Below are 19,074 nucleotides of genomic sequence, written 5' to 3'. Positions count from 1 at the left end.
TGGAGCTGGAATATGTCCGAGAAAAGAGCTGGCACCACTGTTAGTTCCCAGCAGGCAGATGATGAACGCCGCGGTTTGATGCTGGTGCTTTCCTCACCATCGGGTGCTGGTAAGTCCACAATTGCGCGCTTGCTGCTTGAGCAGGAAAAAAACCTGCGTATGTCCGTTTCCGTAACGACGCGTCCGCGCCGTACCTCCGAAGTTGATGGGGTTCACTACCACTTCATCACGCAGGACAAGTTCACCAAGATGGCTGATCAGGATGAGCTGCTGGAATGGGCCACCGTACATGGCAACAGCTACGGTACACCGCGTGAGCTGGTTGAAAACAGCCTGTCTGATGGCAGTGACGTTCTGTTTGATATCGATATTGCTGGCACCTTCCAGCTCTATGACAAGATGCGTGAAGATGTTGTTTCCATTTTCATTCTGCCTCCATCAATCGCTGAAATGCGTGCTCGTTTGACCAAGCGTGCGGAAGATTCTGAGGAAGTTATTCTCAAGCGCATGAAGACCGCTGTGAGCGAGATGAGCGAGTGGAAGAAGTACGATTATGTAGTCATCAATGATGACCTAGATCGTGCTTATGACGCTGTTCGCTCTATTCTGAAAGCAGAGCGTCTTCGCCGCAAGCGTATTCCATCTCTGGAGCCGCTTATTGATGCGATGGTTGAAGACCTGCAGGACGTGGTTGATCAGTCCAAGCAGGACTAATCAAGTCTAGCTGCAAAAATCAAGAAGCCCCTTGCAAGATGGACCTGCAAGGGGCTTTTCTTTTGAAAATTTATGCTTTTAGCTGAAAGCATGGGCAAGAGCGATAAAGCCTGCCACATCGACTTCTTCTGCGCGCGATGTTGGCTTTAGACCTGCGGCCACAATCCGGTCTTCAGCATCTGGGGCCAAAGACTTGAGACTTTGGCGAAGCATTTTGCGGCGTTGACCAAAGGCTGCTGCAGTAACTTTCTCAAGCGCTCTGATGGGACAGTCCAGTGGCTTTTCACGAGGCAGCAGCTGCACAACAGAGGACGTTACCTTTGGCGGCGGCGTAAATGCTTTCGGGTTCAGGTCAAACAGGATTTCGGTATGGCAGCGCCAGTTGGCAAGAACGCCGAGGCGGCCATAGTGCTTGCTGGCAGTATCGGCAACAATGCGCTCACCAACTTCCTTTTGGAACATCAAGGTGAGGGATGACCAAAACGGCGGCCATTCTTCCATTGTGAGCCAGCCCAGCAAAAGCTGTGTGCCGACGTTGTAAGGAAGGTTTGCAACGATCTTGATCGGGCCGTCAGCAAGGTCTGCTGGATTGAATTTCAGCGCATCGCCTTCGATCACTTCCAACCGGCCATCATAGTGATCGCTGATCTGCTTCAGCGCTGGCAAGCAGCGGCTGTCTTTTTCGATCGCGATGACCTTTTTAGCGCCTTCTGCCAGAAGTGCGCGGGTAAGGCCACCCGGGCCCGGCCCAACTTCCACAACAGTGCAGTCTTCCAGCGGGCCAGCGTTGCGCGCAATGCGGCTGGTAAGGTTCAGGTCCAGAAGGAAGTTCTGACCAAGGGATTTGCGGGCGTCCAGACCGTGTTCGGCGATGACCTCGCGCAGAGGAGGGAGGCTGTCGATTTGTGCCATTCTTTTTATACTAATTCAGGTTCTGCCAGCGCCAGTGCAAGGCGCAGGGCTGCCGAAAGGCTGTTGGCTGATGCTTTTCCGGTACCAGCAAGGCCAAAGGCTGTTCCATGGTCCGGTGAAGTTCTAACAAAAGGAAGTCCTAGCGTTACATTAACTGTATCGTCAAAGGCAATGGTTTTTACAGGGATGAGCGCCTGATCGTGGTAGGTCGCGAGCGCCACATCATAGGTTTTGCGTGCTTCCCGGTGAAAGAGGGTGTCTCCAGGGAACGGGCCAGACGCGTTGATGCCCTCATCCTGAAGCTTGCGCACAGCGGGTGCAATGATTTCACGGTCCTCACGGCCCATGGTTCCGTCTTCGCCGGCGTGCGGATTAAGGCCGCAGATCGCAAGGCGTGGTGAGGTCAAGCCAAAGCGGCGGCGCATGTCGTTGTGAACGATGCGCGCCTTTGTGATGATGAGCTCTTCGGTCAGCGCAGCAGGTACATCCTTTAGCGGAATGTGTACGGTGAGCGGCACTGTCATGAGGTCTGGGCCAGCCAGCAGCATGACGGGCTCTGCGTGTACGCTGTAAAGTTCGTGCGATAGGTGTGCGAGATACTCGGTGTGGCCCGGATGTTCAAATCCAGCTTCATAAAGCACTGATTTAGCGATTGGGTTAGTCACCAATGCTTCTGCTTTGCGCTCTAAAACGTGCGCTACACAAGTACGAATGGACTCAATGACAGCAGCCGCATTTTTGCTATCTGGTTCGCCTGCTTGGCACTTCACTGATGAAGAAAGTGGAAAGACAGGCAAGGAGCTGTGAAACACAGGAAGCGCATCTTCTGGTTCGACGACCTTCACAGGCACATTGATGCCAAGCTCTTTTGCCCGCGCTTTTAGAAACTCTGGATCGGCTACTACATAAAACTCCGGCAGGTCGCGCTCATAGCGCTCCTTCCATGCTTTAAGGATAAGCTCGGGGCCAATTCCTGCTGGCTCTCCCATTGTTACTGCAAGCGGTCTTTGGGCGCGCTTCATCATGGTTTGCCATCCCCCCAAGTTTTGTAGTTTCTATGCCTTTAGCAGCATAGACCATCTAGGATTGGGCTGAAATAGCCGAATACACGATTGGTAGTTTCAAATGCTTAGGGCGCTTTGGGCTTGCCAGCACCAAAACGCCCTTAAACGAGTGTTACTCCCAATCTCGGGAGATAATCTCAAAGCAAATTATTAGCGCTCTTCGATAACCGCGTTGGCACGAAGATCATGCAGGTAACGCCGGGAAAGCTGCTGGCCCTGTTTGTTACGCAGTTCGCCTTCGATTTCTTCACGAGCAGCTGCATCACTTTGAATGGTGCGCTTACCGCAAACAGCAAGCATGGAGATGCTGTTCTTTTCCTTCTCAGGTGGAAGGAGGCGGCCGACAGAGATCTTGGAGAGCTGTTCACGCAGTTGCGGCGGAAGGTCTGTTTCCAAGCGCTTACCGATTGGCTTTACGACAACTTCCTTAAGGCCAGAAGCGATGCGCAGGCCATCCTTACAAGAAGTGAAGCGGCTGCGCAGCTTATCAACTTCGTTCTGACGCTTGCGCTTGAAGGAGCTGCTAGCGTTTTCAGGAATGACGAAGATTACGCGCTGAAGGTCATATTCGACGGCAGAGTTGTCGCTATCGGCTTTACCGCTGCCTTGCATCGCTGCAATAACATCAGATTCGTTAATGCGTACGGTCGCGCGGAATCGCTGCATAACAACGTCGCTCCAGGCGATTTCTGCGCGCAGGCGATCTTTCAAGGTTTTGGAATTCACGCCGTTCTGTCCAAGAGCCTGTTTAAACTGGCTAGGAGACAATTTCACCCGTTTTGCGATGGTCGCAAATGCATCATCGACTTGTTTGTCGTTGATTCTCACGCCGATGCGCTTGGCTTCCTGAAGCTTCAAAGCCTCGTCGATCAGCTCTTCCTTGGCGCGTTTTTTCGCTGCAGAGCCTTTGTATGGCGTGGTGAGCTGAATGAGCTTAACGCGCTGTGACAAGTCATAGCTGGTGATCGGTTTATCGTTGATCACGATCTCGATGCGGGTCGCAGCTTGAGTTGGAAGTGGCGCGGTAAGTGGCGCAACCAGCAAAGCTGCAGCGAAAAGGAGACCTAATTGACTTGTCTTCATCATAAAGCGTTCCGGGATGCCCAAATTCTAATCCGGTGAATTTACTGTATGTGACACAATTCGATTAAAAACAGAAGGTTTATCGACGTGTTTCTACAGGCAACCGCCTAGCTCATGAGAATGGCCAATTTGCGGCCATCTTTTGACAAACGGAGCAGGCGGTATGCGTCTCCGTTTGTCACTATTCAATTCTAACGTCCAGTGCTCACGCTGGTGTCGCCGATTGTGCGAAGGCCAACACGGAAATAGAAGATTTGCTCAACTGGCTCGCCGTTGTTTCGGCTTCTATCTTCTGCATAGGAAACAGAAAGGGAGAGGCCTTCATCGTCATAACCGATGCCGAGCATATCCTGCACGACGTTGCCGTTCACAAGGTCGAAACGCATAGAGCCGAACATTCGCCACGTATCGGAGAGGCTGATGTTGGTCGAACCAACCATTTCCTGACGTTGCTCGTCGACGCCTGCATCTTCACGCTCTGCGAGGAAAGCATAACCAAGCGCTGCTGAAACCGGACCATAACGGCCGCTGGTGTTGATTTCTGCACGCTGAACCGAGAAGTCATGCTCGTCGAAGCGTGCGTTGGCACCAAGGCGAACACCAGTGTTGGTATCGAAATAGAGGCTCGTTACGTAGTCAGACAGATCGTTCTGCAGGCCGGAGTCGCCCGTCGCGTCCAGAATATCTGGAACTGCATAGGAGTTCTCGCCAGCAAGCTGGATGGAGCGTCCGAATAGGGCACTTGCAAACGCGCCGCGGTCAAATTGCAGACGGTACTGCAGGCCGAGGTTAGCACGTGTGCCGCCTTCGTTTCGGTCAAAGCCTGAGAACTTGTCCCACTCAAACAAGGTCGATGCGTCGAACACCATAGACTGTGCGTCTTCGTTTGGCAGTTCGCCGATACGCTGTTCGTTTGGACGAGCAATAATCTGGGCAGTCGGCTGGAAGATCTGGTGACCGCCATCAAATCCAACGAGGATCGGATAACTGTACTCCAGACCAACCGCAGGCATACCTGTAAACGCCACCGCATCGCCTGTGAGAGCCGTTACGTTCTTATCGGCAGAGGCGAGGAAGTACAGGTTGGTCTTTGCGTATGCAAACGGTGTGAAGACTTGACCGAATGGATCAATGAACGAGCGTTTCCAGCTGAGGTCAGCACTTGCTCGAGTAAATGTGCCTTCTACTCCGCGGAACCGATCTTCGTTATTTATGGAAAACGCGTCGGTTTTATCACGGGTAAGGCTGGTGATGTTACTCGTATAGGCTAACTCGCCACCTAAGATCGACTGTCCAAAAATAACAGAATGGTCGATCACCGGATGAACAACAGGCTGCTTCGACTGAAGATCGTCGTCAACCGGTGAAAACGGAGGCGTTGGGTTTGCCGGATCAAATGGATCTGGATTGTCTTCCTGCGAAATTTGGAAGGCGTAGAGAGCTGCCTCAAAGCGGTTGGTTTCGCTTTGTCCCCTCAGATAAATTTCCGATTTCTCTTCAGCAGCGCCAAAGTCTGCAAAACCATAATCATCACGGAAAGCACGGTCAGTTGCGTAAGTTAGATTCCAGCCGGCTGTCCAACGATCTGTTAAATCGATGCCGCCTTCAGTATTTACGATAAAACGGAAATCTTTATCGCCGCTAGACCCTTCAAACTTTTCCGGCTGGAACTGATTTATACCGCCAAGCGTGAGGCTATACTCACCGCCTTCAACTTCCTGTCGCCATGTTGCGGTCAACAACGCGCCCTGACTGGTGAGAGGAGTAAGCGTGGTGAGAAGATCGTAATGCGGATCAAGCGCCCAGTAATACGGAATGGTGGTGCCGTAACCTACGCGGCTTTTATAAATGAAGTTTGGTGTCAGGAAGCCTGACTTGCGCTTGACTGAGGGATCCGCAATCTCGAAATAAGGGACCGTCAGAATGGAAGAGCCTAGAAACTCCAGAGATGGCTTCTCGAAATAGATAACCTGCTCGTTCTGGTCGTGGATCACCTTTGCAGCTTTCACACGCCACAGGGCAGGCTTCGCCGAGGTGGTATACACTGTGTAAACGCCGTCAGTGAGCGTGGTTAGGTTATCGTCCTTACGCTCCGCACTTTCAGCCATCAACCGAGTAAACTGCGGCGTATCGATTTGCAGAACTTTGATAAAGCCATCTTTGAAGTCGTCACTCAAATCCAGTGACTGTGCCTGAATGAGGTTGCCGTCGGGCTCCGTCATTCGAACATCGCCAAAGGCTTTGAAACGGCCGGATTTACGGTCATAGACGACTTTGTTGGCTTGCAGCGTGTAGTCGTCGAAATAGATTTCGACAGCGCCCTCAGCGCTTACAACATCATTATCAAAATCATATTGAAGCTCGCGCGCTTCAAGCAGCATTGGTTGATCGGTATCAACCTTCTGCGAAATTGCGTCTTCGAAATTGACTTGAGCATAAGCGGGGTCGGTCGCAGACAATACACCTGCGCTACCAATCAGTGCGAGCGAAGATACCCCAAGCAAAAACTTGTAGGCCAGCACCCTGCTATTTTTTGTTATCTGTCGACGGGAGGACACCAGCTTCATCAGCCGTCCTCCTGATTCAACAGGATTGTAAAACCCATAAGTACCCCAAATACGCCAGGCGCCCATGCAGCTACGGTGGTAGGGACGATACCCGCGCCCCCTAAATCCCCTGAGACTTCAGTGACTACGTAAAGCACGAAGCCTGCGGAAATACCACCTACAATTAGCTTGCCAATTCCGCCAAATCTCGAAACTCTTAATGAAACTGCAGCGGCAATCAGAACCATCGCCACCAACAATAGTGGTTTCGCAAGGAGAGTTTGATACTGTAAAGAATACCGATATGCAGGGAGACCCGCCCTTTGTGATAGCTCGATGAAGCGCGGTAACTGCCAGAAACTAATGGATTCAGGGGAGGCTATGCTCTCGCGAATTTCCGTCGGCGTTAAGAAAGTGCTTAGGGTGTAGCTGCCATAATGTTGTGGATCAACGTTTAGGCCATACACAGTTGCGTCCTTTAAGTGCCACATATTATCCGCAAGGCTGGCGCTTCTCGCCTCGATTCGTTCCATAAACTTGCCGTTACGGTCGAACGCGAAAATCGTGACACCGTTCAGAGTGTCGCCGTGAGACATCATGTGGCGGGCATGCAAAACAGACTCGCCATCCGAACCATCCTGCCGCAACCAGATCTCCCCTTGTGAGTTGAGAAGATAGCTTTGTTCAACGCCAAAGATACCGGCGGCGAGCTGATCCGAATACTCCTGCATTTTTGCAGCAAGCGGGTTGTAAGCCAAAATCGCAAAGATGCCGAGGAACAGTGCTGTCAGAATTGCCGGTGCTGTGAACTGCCAAACGGACATGCCCGCAGCTCTTGCTACGACCAGCTCCAGGCTCCGGCTGAGCGTTAAAAACGACCAGATGGACCCGAACAGAACCGCAAATGGGAACACTTGTTCCAGTAGCAGTGGCATTCGAAGAGCGGAAATCGCGGTAATACGCAGGACCGAGAAACCTTCACGGTCGGCACCACGCCGAACCAGTTCCAGTACGTCGAACAGGAAGATCAAAACAGCCGCAAAGAGGAACAGGGCCAAGATGGTCTTGAAAAACCGCGCAGATATGTAGGTGAATAGGGTTCTTCCTCTAATCACGATGCTGCTCCTTTATTCTTGGAGGCTGACAGTCGTGCAGAGATCTTTTCAATAGCATTATCAATAGTGTTGCCGAGTGCTTTGAGCCAGCGCGGCCGTGTGCCCATTGCGATTGCCCAACTCGTAAGCAAAATCGCAGTTAGCGGCACGGCATATTGAATCCAGAACAGGCTAGGCAGGCTGGAGACTATCAGTGTTGCGCCAAAACCGGCCGTTCTGATCAGAACGCAAAGAGCGATGACCATGGTGATCGAAAGCACCTGACTTTGACGTGTTGTTTTTGGCCCACCCAGCAATGCAAATGCGACTAAAGCAAATGCAATCGGATAGAGCGGTATGCTCATACGGTCATGAAACTCAACGAGGAGGCGGTCCCGATTTTTGTTGGCGTAGGCATCGTTCGGGTCGATTGAAAGGAGCTCGAACGTCGGCCGCTCACTGGCTTTATACGTCGGCTCACTTGCTTCAGGGATCATCGCCGAAAGGTCAAAACCGTAGGATTCAAAGCTGACAATGGAGATGTCATCGCCCTGTGTTGGACGGCGCTGAATTGTACCGTCTAGCATGACGAGCAATGTCTTGTCCGCGATCTCCATGATCTGACCGCGTTCAGCAGTGTAGGTGAAGATTATCTCTGGATCGCGCTCGTCATTGAGCAGCAGTCCTTCCAGAAGACCATCACCGGTACGGTTGCGAATATGGAAAGTAAGGCCCTGATCCATTTGGATAAAACGGCCCGGTTTTACGATATTTGCAACCAGATCAACGCGAACGCGAGTTAGTTCCTCTCGCAGTGTTGCAAGGGATGATGGAGATAAAAATAGCGCGAAATACGCCATGAGGCCGGCTATCATTAGTGCGAAAACCATCACCGGTTTCAATATGATAGAGCGACCTGCGCCCGAGGCGCTAATTACGATGAGCTCACTATCCCTTGCCAGTGCGTTCAGCACCACGACGAGCGCTATCATCAGCGCAAACGGCGCGACGATGACACAAAGAAAGGGAAGAGCGAGGGAAGTAATATAGACAAACTGAAGAAGTGTTTGGCCTTTCGCCGTGACAAGGTCGAGTTGGCGCAGGGCCTGGGTCGCCCACACCACGCCAGTCATCGCCGCGATGGCGAGCACGAACGTGTTCACAGTGCGAAACAATATGTAGCGTTCAATTGTTTTCATAAATTCCGACGCACCTGGTGGCCAAGTTGGTTGTTTGCTTTTCTTTTTATCACCCCTGCATAGCACGGATTTTCCCAAAGGGAGGGGGGAAGCGCCTGAATTGATGAATAATTCCGTTAGTTTCGCAACGAAATCTTGCAAGACGAGACCTGCAGGGCCATTGTCTCACCAAAGATTATGACTACACGCACCGGTTGGATGATTGGTCCAGAAAGACCGGTGGATATAAAGAAAGAAGGACGAGGATGGCGATACTTCCAGCTATTTCATTTTCCGCATTGTCAGCAGTGAGTGCTCCTGTGCTCGTGGTATTTGCTCAGGACGATTTGGCATTTTCCGAATCTGCTCTGGCAGCTCTGGGCGAGGGCGCTGAAAACCTGAAGAAGGCGGCAGAGGTTGCTGCGTTCAAAGGCAAGAAATCTTCCATGCTGGATCTTCTGGTTCCTGCAGGTGTGAATGCTGGTCGCGTTCTTGTTGTTGGTCTGGGCAAGGCTGACGAGCTGAGTGCTCAGGATTGGACGCTTATTGGCGGTGAAGTTTACGGCAAACTGAAAGCGCTGAAAGTTGCGGCTGCTGAAGTATGTTTTGACGGTTCTGTAGAAGCTGCTGGCGCATTTGCTGAAGGTGCACTGCTACGCGGTTATGAGTTTGACGACTACAAAACCAAGAAGAAAGATGATGACGGCGAGGGCGATTACAGCCTAATGCTCGAAATCAAGGCTGCAGATGTTGCTGCTGCCTCTGCAAGCTGGGCTGAAAGAGAAGCTGTTGCTCGTGGCGCTCTGCTTGCTCGTCAGCTGGTGAACACCCCACCAAACGATCTTGGTCCTATTGAGTTTGCTGCCAAGGCTGTTGAGCTTGAAAGCCTCGGCATTGAAACCGAAGTGCTGGACGTTGAGCAGATGGAAAAGCTCGGCATGGGCGCTCTGCTTGGTGTTGCTCGCGGTTCCCGCCGTCCTGCCCGTATCGCTATTATGAAGTGGAACGGCGGCAAAGATGGCGATGCGCCTATCGCATTTGTCGGTAAGGGCGTTGTGTTTGATTCCGGCGGTATTTCCTTGAAACCGGGCGCTGGCATGGATGAAATGAAGGGTGATATGGGCGGTGCAGGTGCTGTAACCGGCCTTATGTACGCTCTTGCCGCTCGTAAAGCGAAAGCGAACGTCATTGGTGTGATCGGTCTGGTAGAAAACATGCCGGATGGTGATGCTCAGCGTCCGGGCGATATCGTGACTACTATGTCTGGTCAGACCATCGAAATCCTCAACACCGATGCTGAAGGTCGTCTGGTGCTGGCTGATGCGCTTTGGTACACCAACGATCGCTTTAAGCCGTCCATGATCGTTGACCTTGCTACCCTAACAGGCGCTTGCATGGTTGCGCTTGGCATTCACCGCGCTGGCCTGTTCTCCAACGATGATGAACTTGCTGGCCGCATTTTTGATGCAGGTGAGGCAACCGAAGAGAAGTACTGGCGTTTGCCGCTCGGCAAGGAGTACGACAAGCAGATCGATACCCCTAATGCTGACATGAAGAACACCGGCGGCAACCGCTGGGGTGGTGCAAGCACCGCTGCTGTCATGCTGCAGCGCTTTATTGGTGAAACCCCATGGGCGCACCTTGATATCGCAGGTACAGCAATGGGCTCTCCTAAATCTGCTATTTCGCAGGGTTGGGCTTCCGGTTTCGGCGTTCGCTCGCTGAACAAGCTGGTGAAAGACCATTACGAAGCATAAGCTTTGGAAAATGCAGCAAAAAAGCCGGAGGAAAAACCTCCGGCTTTTTTATTTGTAGGCCCATCAAAAACGAGGGCCTAAAACTCTAAGAACTCTAACCGTTTAACAGGTTTTGTAGTTTTCACAGGTCTGGTAGTCGGTTGTTGGCAAAATAGCGCCAACTGCTGCCGTTACACCCACCAAACCACAGACCAGCGTTAGAAACAAAGCTATACGCGCAAACATTATCGACCCTTTGATGCCACCCGCATTATCTTTTTAAGGGACTGGCTTGTTGCGCAATCCTCATAACACCCACGAATAAATATCATGGAGGGTTTATGCATAGTTAATAGGTTTTAAGAGTTGTCGAATACAAACCAATTTTGTACTGGTGGCATTTATCTCGGAATATCGCAGGGAGTGCAACCGAACGCTCGGCGAATTCCCTAATTTTTAGAATAGGCTGTGCCCCAAATTCTACAGTTGTGTGTTTGGGCCTAGGAAACGCAACGGGAAAACTGACCTAGCGTAAAATACTTAGCAGCCATTGGAGTGGGTTTTACACATGAGTGAAGTGCTGTTCTACCAGCTTTCGAAATTTCCTTTGGAACAGGCTTTGCCTTTGCTCCTTCAAAAGTGCCTGGACAGGGACTGGGCCGTAACGGTTCAGTTTGGCAGTCAGGAGCGCCGCGATTCGATGAACGCGCATTTGTGGACCTATTCCGACGAAGCCTTCTTGCCCCATGGCACCAAAGAGGATGGTTACGAAGAAGCGCAGCCGATCTACCTCACATGTGAAGGTGACAACCCGAACACTTCAATCGTACGTTTTTGCGTCGATCGTGCTCCGTTACCCGATGCGAGCGAGTACCAGCGTGTTGTTTATATGTTTGATGGAAACGACCCTGAAGCGCTTCAGGAAGCACGTCAGCGCTGGGTTGAGGTGAAAGGTCTTGATCACGAGTTGACCTACTGGGCGCAGACGGAGCAGGGTGGCTGGGAAAGAAAAGCCTGATAGAACAGTTATCTAGCAGGCTTTCTTGAGAGTTCTCTTTCAGCCCTTAAAGTGAGCTGGGTACTGTTTTGAAGGGCGGGTCTCGTTACTCGCCGCCAGCTTCCTCATACTGATCGGATAGTTCGAGCCATTTCTCTTCAGCTCTTGCAAGCAGACGTTCAGCTTCAGCGCGGATCTTGGCGTACTTCGTTGCTTTTTCAGGATCGTTCACATAGAGATCGCCGTCAGATAGGGCTACGTCGAGCTTGTCCATCTTCTCTTGAAGACGAGCCATCTCTTTTTCCTGCTCCTGAATTTTCTTCTTCAGTGGAGCAAGCTGAGCGCGCTTTTCTGCAGCCGCGCGGCGACGGTCTGTTAAAGATTCTTTCTTTTCCTCGCCATTAGCCGAACTGCCCTTGTCGCCGTTGTCTTTGTCCTTCTGCAGGATGAGCTTGCGATAGTCCTCCATGTCACCATCGTATGGCTTCACGGTGCCTTCGTTTACGAGCCACAGACGATCAGCACAGGCTTCGATCAGGTGACGATCGTGCGAGATAAGAATGACTGCGCCGCGATACTCGTTGATTGCGTGTACCAGCGCTTCGCGGCTGTCGATGTCCAAGTGGTTGGTTGGTTCGTCGAGGATGAGAAGGTTAGGGCCGGTAAAGGTTGCGAGGCCCAGTAGAAGGCGTGCCTTTTCACCACCGGAAAGATCTCTTGCAGCGGTGTCCATACGGTCTGTCGGCAGACCGAACTGATCAACGCGGGCACGCAGCTTGGATTCTGGCGCATCTGGCATCAATGGGCGAACGTGATCGACTGCGGTTGCGTCCGGCATCAGGTCGTCCAGTTGGTGCTGGGCGAAAAATGCGGTGTTCAGTTTTGGCGAGGTAATCATGTTACCCGCCTGCAAGCCCAAACGGCCGGCAATCAGCTTGGCGAATGTGGACTTGCCGTTACCATTGGCACCCAGCAGAGCAATACGGTCATCGTGATCGATGTTCAGATTGATGCGTGAGAGAATGGTTTTGTCGCCGTAACCGACAGACGCGCTTTCCAGCTTGATGATTGGCGGAGAGAGCTGCACCTGCGCATCCGGAATACGAAGCGGTAGACCACTTTCCATATCCAATACGGTAATAGGCTGCATCTTCTCCAGCATCTTCAGGCGAGACTGAGCCTGACGGGCCTTGGTTGCCTTTGCGCGGAAGCGATCAACAAACGCCTGCATATGCTTGCGGCGTGCTTCGACCTTTTCGCTCTCCTTCTTCTGAAGGATCAGTTTTTCGCGTCGTTGACGGTCAAAGCTATCATAACCACCGCGATAGAATGTGAGCTTGCCGCGATCCAGATGCACGATGGAATCGACTGCTTTGTTAAGTAGGTCGCGGTCGTGCGAGATCAGTAGAACCTGATGCGGGTAGCGAGCGACGAAGTTTTCAAGCCACAGCGTACCTTCCAAGTCGAGGTAGTTGGTTGGCTCGTCGAGGAGTAGCAGGTCAGGCTCGGAGAATAGAAGCGCTGCCAGCGCAACGCGCATACGCCAACCACCGGAGAAGTTGGCGCAAGGCTCTTGCTGCTGCTCGGCTGAAAAGCCAAGGCCGGAAAGAATAGCGCCAGCGCGCGCTTCTGCGCTGTGGCTGCCAATATCTGCAAGGCGCGTGTGAATTTCGGCAATGCGGATCGGGTCCGTTGCCGTTTCAGCTTCCTCAAGCAGGGCAGTACGTTCTGTATCGGCTGCAAGAACTGTCTGGAGCAGACTATCCTGCGTTCCCGGCGCTTCCTGTGCGACCTGACCGATACGCGCATTGCGTGGCATGGACGATGAGCCGCTTTCTGATGAAAGCTCGCCCATCAAAATCTTGAAAAGCGTTGATTTGCCCGCACCATTTCGACCAACCAAGCCGGTTTTGGCGTTGGAGGGAATGGTGACGCTGGCGTTATCAATCAGCAGGCGTCCTGCAATGCGGTAGGTGAGGTCGGTAATCTGTAGCATTGGCGTTGTTTGAACCCAATGCTGCGGTTTGGCAAGAGCGCAACTGCCACTGATTGACATAAATTGCGCTCTTTAAATAGGAAACCGCTTAAGGCGTTCCCTATGGCATTACGCGGTACTTGTCTTTGGCCATGCCAACCCCGCTCTCGTTCTGGAAATAGATGAGATCCAGAGCCGGTGGCGTGCGGCCGAGTTGGTGCATAAGAGCATGGACCTGACCGCGATGATGGGTCTGGTGGTTAAAGAAGTGGAAGAGGGCCGCGCCAAGCGGCTGCTGCATCACAAGAGGTTTGCGCAGAGTGCGGTAGATGAGCGTGCGCATGAGATCAGATTCCTTCATCTGATCAATGGTGGAGATGATGCGTTCATCAAGGCGAATGCGCTTTTCTGTCAGCACATCCAAAGAGCCGGTCATATCATCATCAAGGCTGTCGAATGGTTCGCCATCACCAGTCAGGCGGTATAGCCATACGTGATCGGCCAGCAGTTGGTGGTCCAGCGTGCGGTGGATCGAGCCGAAATATACCCCCATGTCGCGGTGGTAATCGTCTTCGCTAATCTGTTCGCATTCTCTAAGCAGGATACCATTAGCCCACTTATTATATGCTGCGTACATTACGAACGCTGCTTTCATGGCAAACCTCTTCCGAAATTGTTGCGCGTAGAGTGCTTCTAAAGAGGCGATTAGAAATTGATGGGAATCAATTTTTGCGAATTGTTACCGTGGTCCCCAGACGCATTTGGAATTAGGTGGATTTGATAATCGTGGATACACCTATATAATGGAGGTGAAGTTTCCCTAAAGAGTTGAGTGGGTTACGGGAGATCGAAAAAAGATACGCAAATAAACGTATAGCTACTTGCAATAGGCAGTGTTCTAAAAGTATACCCTGCGCAAACTCCTCAATTTTGGGTTTACGTGAGCCCTCTGGGATATTTCAGTATCGGGTGCAGCTTTTGTACCCACAGTTACAGACAGGAATAAAAGATGGCGATTGAACGCACCTTCTCCATGATCAAGCCAGACGCTACCAAGCGCAACCTTACTGGCGCAATTACCGCGAAGCTGGAAGAATCCGGTCTGCGCGTTGTTGCTTCCAAGCGCGTTTGGATGTCCTTGAAGCAGGCAGAAGGTTTTTACGCGGTCCACAAAGAGCGTCCATTCTTTGGCGAACTGACTGAATTCATGTCTTCCGCTCCAACCATCGTTCAGGTTCTTGAAGGCGAAAACGCTATTGCAAAGAACCGCGAAGTTATGGGCGCAACCAATCCAGCAGAAGCTGTTGAAGGTACCATTCGCAAAGCATTTGCTCTTTCCATCGGCGAGAACTCTGTTCATGGTTCCGACTCTGCTGAAAACGCACAGATCGAAATCGCATACTGGTTCTCTGAAACCGAGATCGTTGGCTAATAGCCAGATCAAACTGCGAGTTTTAAAGGTCGGGCAGTTCGTCCGGCCTTTTTGTTTCTGTAGTGCTTCACATCTATGTCAGTTGGGCTGGTGTGCCTTGACACCCAACGGTTTATGGGGTGGAGATGGCTCTTTGAAAACGTTGGCCGCAAACACGATTATTTCGGGAACACATGAACGCGCACTCCAAGCCTTCCAAGGCCTTTTCGGTCTGTCCTCATGATTGTCCTTCAAGCTGCGCCGTTGAGGTGGAGTTTAAACCGGACGGCCGCCTTGCCCGTTTGCGCGGTGCTAGAGAGAACAGCTATACGGCCGGTGTGATTTGCGCGAAGGTTGCCCGATATAGCGAGCGTCTACATCACCCCGACAGATTGCTTTATCCGCTAAAGCGTACCGGCCCAAAAGGGAGCGGCGAGTTTACCCGCGTCTCATGGGATGAGGCGCTTGATCTCATCGCTCGCAAGTTTCTTGAGGCGGAAGAGCGTCACGGACCGCAGGCGGTATGGCCTTACTTCTTTGCAGGCACCATGGGCCTCGTTCAGCGCGACAGTATCAATCGTCTGCGCCATTCCAAGAATTATTCTGGCATGTATGCCACGTTCTGCACCAACATGGCTTGGACGGGTTACATTGCCGGTACCGGCCGTCTAGCTGGTCCCGATCCGCGCGAGATGGCGCTTTCCGACTTTGTTGTCATATGGGGCACCAATCCGGTCGCGACGCAGATCAACGTTATGACGCACGCCATCGCAGCACGAAAGAAACGTGGCGCGAAGATTGCCGTCGTTGATGTGTATGAAACCGAGACGATGAAGCAGGCCGATATTGGCCTTATCATTCGCCCCGGAACAGATGGTGCGCTGGCCTGTGCTGTGATGCATGTGCTTTTCCGCGATGGGTACGCGGATAGAGACTATATGAAGGCCTATGCGGATGCGCCGGAAGAGCTGGAAGCGCATCTGAAAGACAAGGGGCCTGAATGGGCTGCGGAAATCACCGGATTGGAAGTCGATGCGATTGAGGAATTCGCGCGGCTAATCGGGAAAACGCAAAAGACGTTCTTCCGTTTGGGCTATGGGTTCAGCCGCTCGCGCAATGGAACGGCCAATATGCATGCCGCCTCGTGCATTGCCGTCGTAGGCGGTCATTACCAGTATGAGGGCGGCGGCTGCTTCCACAACAACGGCGGCATCTTTGGTCTCGACTACTCCATGATCGAAGGACACAGCCTGAAAGAAGAGGGCATACGCGAGCTGGACCAATCCCAGATCGGCCGCATTCTGACAGGCGATGAAGAAGCGCTGCTTGGTGGTCCTCCTGTTACCGCAATGCTGATCCAGAACACAAACCCTATGTCTACTGCGCCGGAGCAAGCGCTAGTACGCGAAGGGATGGCGAGGGAAGACCTCTTCACCGTTGTGCATGAGCAGTTCATGACCGAGACTGCGCTGATGGCAGATATCGTGCTGCCCGCGACCCAGTTTCTAGAGCATGACGACATATATAAAGCAGGTGGTCAGCAGTCTATTTTGTTTGGCCCGAAGCTTATGGATGCGCCGGGTGAGGCGAAAGAGAACCTCTACGTTCTCAATGAGCTGATCAAACGCACGGATGGTCAATACCATGAGGCCCATGCGTGGTCTGCTCGTGAGCATGTCGATTATATGCTGCGCTCTTCCGGTTATGGCGGTTTGGAGCGTTTGGAAAGCGAGCGTTGGATCGACTGCCAGCCAAATTTCGAAACCTCTCACTATCTGACCGGCTTCGGTTACTCGGATGGACGGTTCCGTTTTAAACCGGACTGGAAGTCTGTTCCTGTAACGAATGCTGGCGTTATGGGACCGTGGGCAGATATGCCGAGCCTGCCGGACCACTGGGATGTGACTGAAAAACCGACGCAAGACTATCCATTCAGGCTGGTAACAGCACCTGCACGGTCATTCTTGAACTCATCGTTCAACGAGACGGAAGGTTCTATCGCCAAAGAAGGGCGTCCGACGGCTATTCTTCATCCAGAGGATGCGGCAGCGCTGGGTGTTAGCGATGGTGATGCTGTCGCGCTTTACAATCACCGCGGCGAAGTACAGCTGCATTGCGATGTGCGTGAGAGCCATAAGCGAGGCACCGTTGTCAGCGAGGGGCTTTGGCCGAATGCAAGCTTCATCAATGGATGTGGTATCAACACGCTCACTGGTGCTGACCAAGTGGCACCGTTTGGCGGCGCGGCATTCCATGATGCCCATATAGCGGTCCGCAAACTCTAATAAAAACGCGGCTTGGGTTTCCCGAAGCCGCGTTAAAAAATCACAAATGAAAGCAGATTGCTCTGACCGCTAAACTACAGGAGCGATCAGGTCTTCTTCCATATCATCGCTACCAAGAATGCGAACGCGCATACCTTCAATGCAGGTGCGCTCTGCGGCTACAAGTGCCAGCGCTTCCGGATAGATCTCGTGTTCTACGGTGAGAACGCGAGCCGCAAGGGTTGCTTCCGTATCATCGTCAAGAACCGGAACCGCTCCCTGCATAATGATCGGGCCTACATCCATTTCAGGTGTAACGAAGTGGACAGTCGCGCCGTGGAGACGAACACCTGCATCAATTGCGCGCTGGTGCGTGTCCAGACCTTTGAAGCTTGGCAGGAGAGCAGGGTGGATGTTGATCATCCGGCCTTCCCACTGCTTCACGAACCAAGGCGTTAGCAAGCGCATAAAGCCTGCCAGAACGACCAGCTCTGCACCAGACTTTACGATTTCTTCGTTCAGCGCCTTTTCAAAGGCTTCGCGGTCCTTGCCGTAGGCTTTGTGATCAACGGCGCAGGTGGCAATGCCTTCTGCAGCTGCTGTCTCAAGACCTTTAGCATCAGGGTTATTGGAGGCAACCAGAACGATCTGGGCCGGATACCCTTCTTCCTTGGCTGCAGCAATAAGGGAGGCCATATTGCTGCCGCGGCCGGAAATCAGAACTGCAACTTTTTTGGGTGCGAATTCGCTCATAGGCTCATGTCCAGTGCGCCGTCGAACACGACTGCTTCGCCGGAGCGTGCTTCAAGCTGGCCGAGACGTAGAACGGTTTCGCCTTCTGCTTCGAGCTTGGCAATTGCTTCATCAGCCTTTTCAGCGCTGACAACAACGACCATGCCTACGCCGCAGTTGAAGGTGCGCAGCATTTCAGACTGGGCAACGTCGCCAGTCTGGGAAAGCCAGCGGAACACCGCAGGAGCGTTGATTGCATCAAGGTTGATGCGCGCTGCCAAAGCATCAGGAAGAACGCGAGGCAGGTTTTCAGGAAGACCGCCGCCGGTGATGTGAGCCATTGCTTTTACTGCACCGGTTTCGCGGATTGCAGCCAGTATTGGTTTAACATAGATGCGGGTCGGGGCCATCAGCGCTTCGCCAAGGCTCTTATCCGCTTCAAATGGTGCTGCGTCCTGCCAGCCAAGGCCAGATACCTCTACGATCTTACGAACGAGGGAGAAGCCGTTGGAGTGAACGCCGGAAGAGGTAAGACCCAGAAGAACGTCGCCTTCTTTAATGTCCGCAGATGGAAGAAGCTGGCCGCGTTCTGCCGCGCCAACTGCAAAACCTGCAAGGTCATAATCGTCTTTGGCGTACATGCCCGGCATTTCAGCGGTTTCACCGCCGATGAGGGCGCAGCCGGAGATTTTGCAGCCTTCAGCAATGCCTGCGATAACTGCGGTTGCGCGTTCTACGTCCAGCGCACCACATGCAAAATAATCAAGGAAGAACAGCGGTTCTGCGCCCTGAACGATAAGATCGTTCACGCACATAGCTACGAGGTCGATACCAACGGTTGCGTGTTGGTCGGAGTCGATTGCGATTTTGAGCTTGGTACCCACACCATCATTTGCTGCGACAAGGATTGGATCTTTAAATCCTGCACCCTTCACATCAAAGAGACCGCCAAAACCACCAATTTCACCATCTGCACCGGAACGGCGTGTTGCTTTCACCAATGGTGAAATGCGCTTTACAAGCGCGTTACCCGCATCAATATCGACACCTGCTTGAGAATAGGTAAGACCTTTGCCGCCATCTTGGGCCTGGCTCATGGATTTTACTCCGTCGTTGTGCGAGCGAAGGGTCGCCGCGTTCTTTGTGATTTTGGCGGCATAGAACCCAAAAGCACCATTAAAAGCAAGGCTTGTGGCGAATATACCAGCTCTGTTTTTATGCTTTTTCCTAGTTATACGCTGGCATATGGTAGCACGAACACTCCGCCACTTTCCCATACTGTCATTTATTGTGAAACAGTGGTGCTATTATGTGTAAGATCCGCTATTACGGCAGCTACGTGTTTTAGTAGGTTGTTCAGGGAGTTAT

The 19,074-nt window shown here is 52.3% G+C and carries 16 protein-coding genes; 5 read left to right on the top strand and 11 right to left on the bottom strand.

All coding sequences use genetic code 11. The features are described from left to right. Positions 1–12: 12 nt before the first annotated feature. Complete coding sequence (gmk, locus tag E1162_RS10200) at positions 13–714, top strand: guanylate kinase (RefSeq protein ID WP_155130314.1); 702 nt, start codon at positions 13–15, stop codon at positions 712–714. A gap of 78 nt (positions 715–792) precedes the next feature. Here gmk and rsmA read toward each other — a convergent pair whose 3' ends face one another. The 6 genes from rsmA to lptF form a co-directional block, all read right to left on the bottom strand. After that, positions 793–1,626 (bottom strand): 16S rRNA (adenine(1518)-N(6)/adenine(1519)-N(6))-dimethyltransferase RsmA, encoded by an 834-nt coding sequence (gene rsmA, locus E1162_RS10195; protein ID WP_155130312.1) that lies wholly within the window; start codon positions 1,624–1,626, stop codon positions 793–795. Positions 1,627–1,631: 5 nt separating this feature from the next. After that, positions 1,632–2,651 (bottom strand): 4-hydroxythreonine-4-phosphate dehydrogenase PdxA, encoded by a 1,020-nt coding sequence (gene pdxA, locus E1162_RS10190; RefSeq protein WP_306455029.1) that lies wholly within the window; start codon positions 2,649–2,651, stop codon positions 1,632–1,634. 189 nt (positions 2,652–2,840) lie between these two features. Then, entirely contained in the window at positions 2,841–3,776 is a 936-nt protein-coding gene (locus E1162_RS10185; RefSeq protein ID WP_257098893.1) for a SurA N-terminal domain-containing protein, read from the bottom strand. Between the two features lie 188 nt (positions 3,777–3,964). After that, a complete protein-coding gene (locus tag E1162_RS10180) occupies positions 3,965–6,340 on the bottom strand; it encodes an LPS-assembly protein LptD (protein ID WP_155130311.1) in 2,376 nt (791 codons plus the stop codon). Continuing rightward, positions 6,340–7,431: an LPS export ABC transporter permease LptG gene (lptG, locus tag E1162_RS10175; RefSeq protein ID WP_371311897.1), complete on the bottom strand. Its 1,092-nt coding sequence runs from the start codon at positions 7,429–7,431 to the stop codon at positions 6,340–6,342. Before lptG ends, E1162_RS10180 begins: the two co-directional genes overlap by 1 nt. After that, positions 7,431–8,612 (bottom strand): LPS export ABC transporter permease LptF, encoded by a 1,182-nt coding sequence (lptF, locus tag E1162_RS10170; protein WP_155130307.1) that lies wholly within the window; start codon positions 8,610–8,612, stop codon positions 7,431–7,433. Before lptF ends, lptG begins: the two co-directional genes overlap by 1 nt. A gap of 245 nt (positions 8,613–8,857) precedes the next feature. Here lptF and E1162_RS10165 point away from each other — a divergent pair, with 245 nt between their 5' ends. Next, a complete protein-coding gene (locus E1162_RS10165) occupies positions 8,858–10,348 on the top strand; it encodes a leucyl aminopeptidase (protein WP_155130305.1) in 1,491 nt (496 codons plus the stop codon). A gap of 102 nt (positions 10,349–10,450) precedes the next feature. On the opposite strand, the gene E1162_RS19535 is transcribed toward E1162_RS10165, so the two are convergent. After that, complete coding sequence (locus E1162_RS19535; protein ID WP_257098892.1) at positions 10,451–10,573, bottom strand: hypothetical protein; 123 nt, start codon at positions 10,571–10,573, stop codon at positions 10,451–10,453. Between the two features lie 322 nt (positions 10,574–10,895). Here E1162_RS19535 and E1162_RS10160 point away from each other — a divergent pair, with 322 nt between their 5' ends. Further along, positions 10,896–11,345 (top strand): DNA polymerase III subunit chi, encoded by a 450-nt coding sequence (locus tag E1162_RS10160; protein WP_155130303.1) that lies wholly within the window; start codon positions 10,896–10,898, stop codon positions 11,343–11,345. Positions 11,346–11,430: 85 nt separating this feature from the next. Here the strand turns inward: E1162_RS10160 and E1162_RS10155 are convergent, their stop codons facing one another. Continuing rightward, the gene (locus tag E1162_RS10155) at positions 11,431–13,320 is read right to left on the bottom strand and encodes an ABC-F family ATP-binding cassette domain-containing protein (protein WP_155130422.1); all 1,890 of its coding nucleotides are present in this window, start codon (positions 13,318–13,320) and stop codon (positions 11,431–11,433) included. 100 nt (positions 13,321–13,420) lie between these two features. Further along, positions 13,421–13,954 (bottom strand): DinB family protein, encoded by a 534-nt coding sequence (locus tag E1162_RS10150; protein ID WP_155130301.1) that lies wholly within the window; start codon positions 13,952–13,954, stop codon positions 13,421–13,423. Positions 13,955–14,308: 354 nt separating this feature from the next. Here E1162_RS10150 and ndk point away from each other — a divergent pair, with 354 nt between their 5' ends. Both ndk and E1162_RS10140 read left to right on the top strand, forming a co-directional pair. Next, positions 14,309–14,731 (top strand): nucleoside-diphosphate kinase, encoded by a 423-nt coding sequence (gene ndk, locus E1162_RS10145; protein ID WP_155130299.1) that lies wholly within the window; start codon positions 14,309–14,311, stop codon positions 14,729–14,731. Between the two features lie 173 nt (positions 14,732–14,904). Beyond that, the gene (locus E1162_RS10140) at positions 14,905–16,995 is read left to right on the top strand and encodes a molybdopterin-containing oxidoreductase family protein (RefSeq protein WP_155130297.1); all 2,091 of its coding nucleotides are present in this window, start codon (positions 14,905–14,907) and stop codon (positions 16,993–16,995) included. A gap of 69 nt (positions 16,996–17,064) precedes the next feature. Here E1162_RS10140 and purN read toward each other — a convergent pair whose 3' ends face one another. Together purN and purM are read right to left on the bottom strand one after the other, a co-directional pair. Then, complete coding sequence (gene purN, locus E1162_RS10135; protein ID WP_155130295.1) at positions 17,065–17,727, bottom strand: phosphoribosylglycinamide formyltransferase; 663 nt, start codon at positions 17,725–17,727, stop codon at positions 17,065–17,067. After that, entirely contained in the window at positions 17,724–18,803 is a 1,080-nt protein-coding gene (gene purM, locus E1162_RS10130; protein ID WP_155130293.1) for a phosphoribosylformylglycinamidine cyclo-ligase, read from the bottom strand. Before purM ends, purN begins: the two co-directional genes overlap by 4 nt. Positions 18,804–19,074: the final 271 nt, after the last annotated feature.

Origin of the sequence: Pseudovibrio flavus, from assembly GCF_009711345.1 — a bacterium.
In the GTDB taxonomy this organism is placed as follows: Bacteria; Pseudomonadota; Alphaproteobacteria; order Rhizobiales; family Stappiaceae; genus Pseudovibrio; species Pseudovibrio flavus.
Note: the sequence above shows the minus strand (reverse complement) of the source record. Positions and strands in the feature narration are given on the sequence as shown.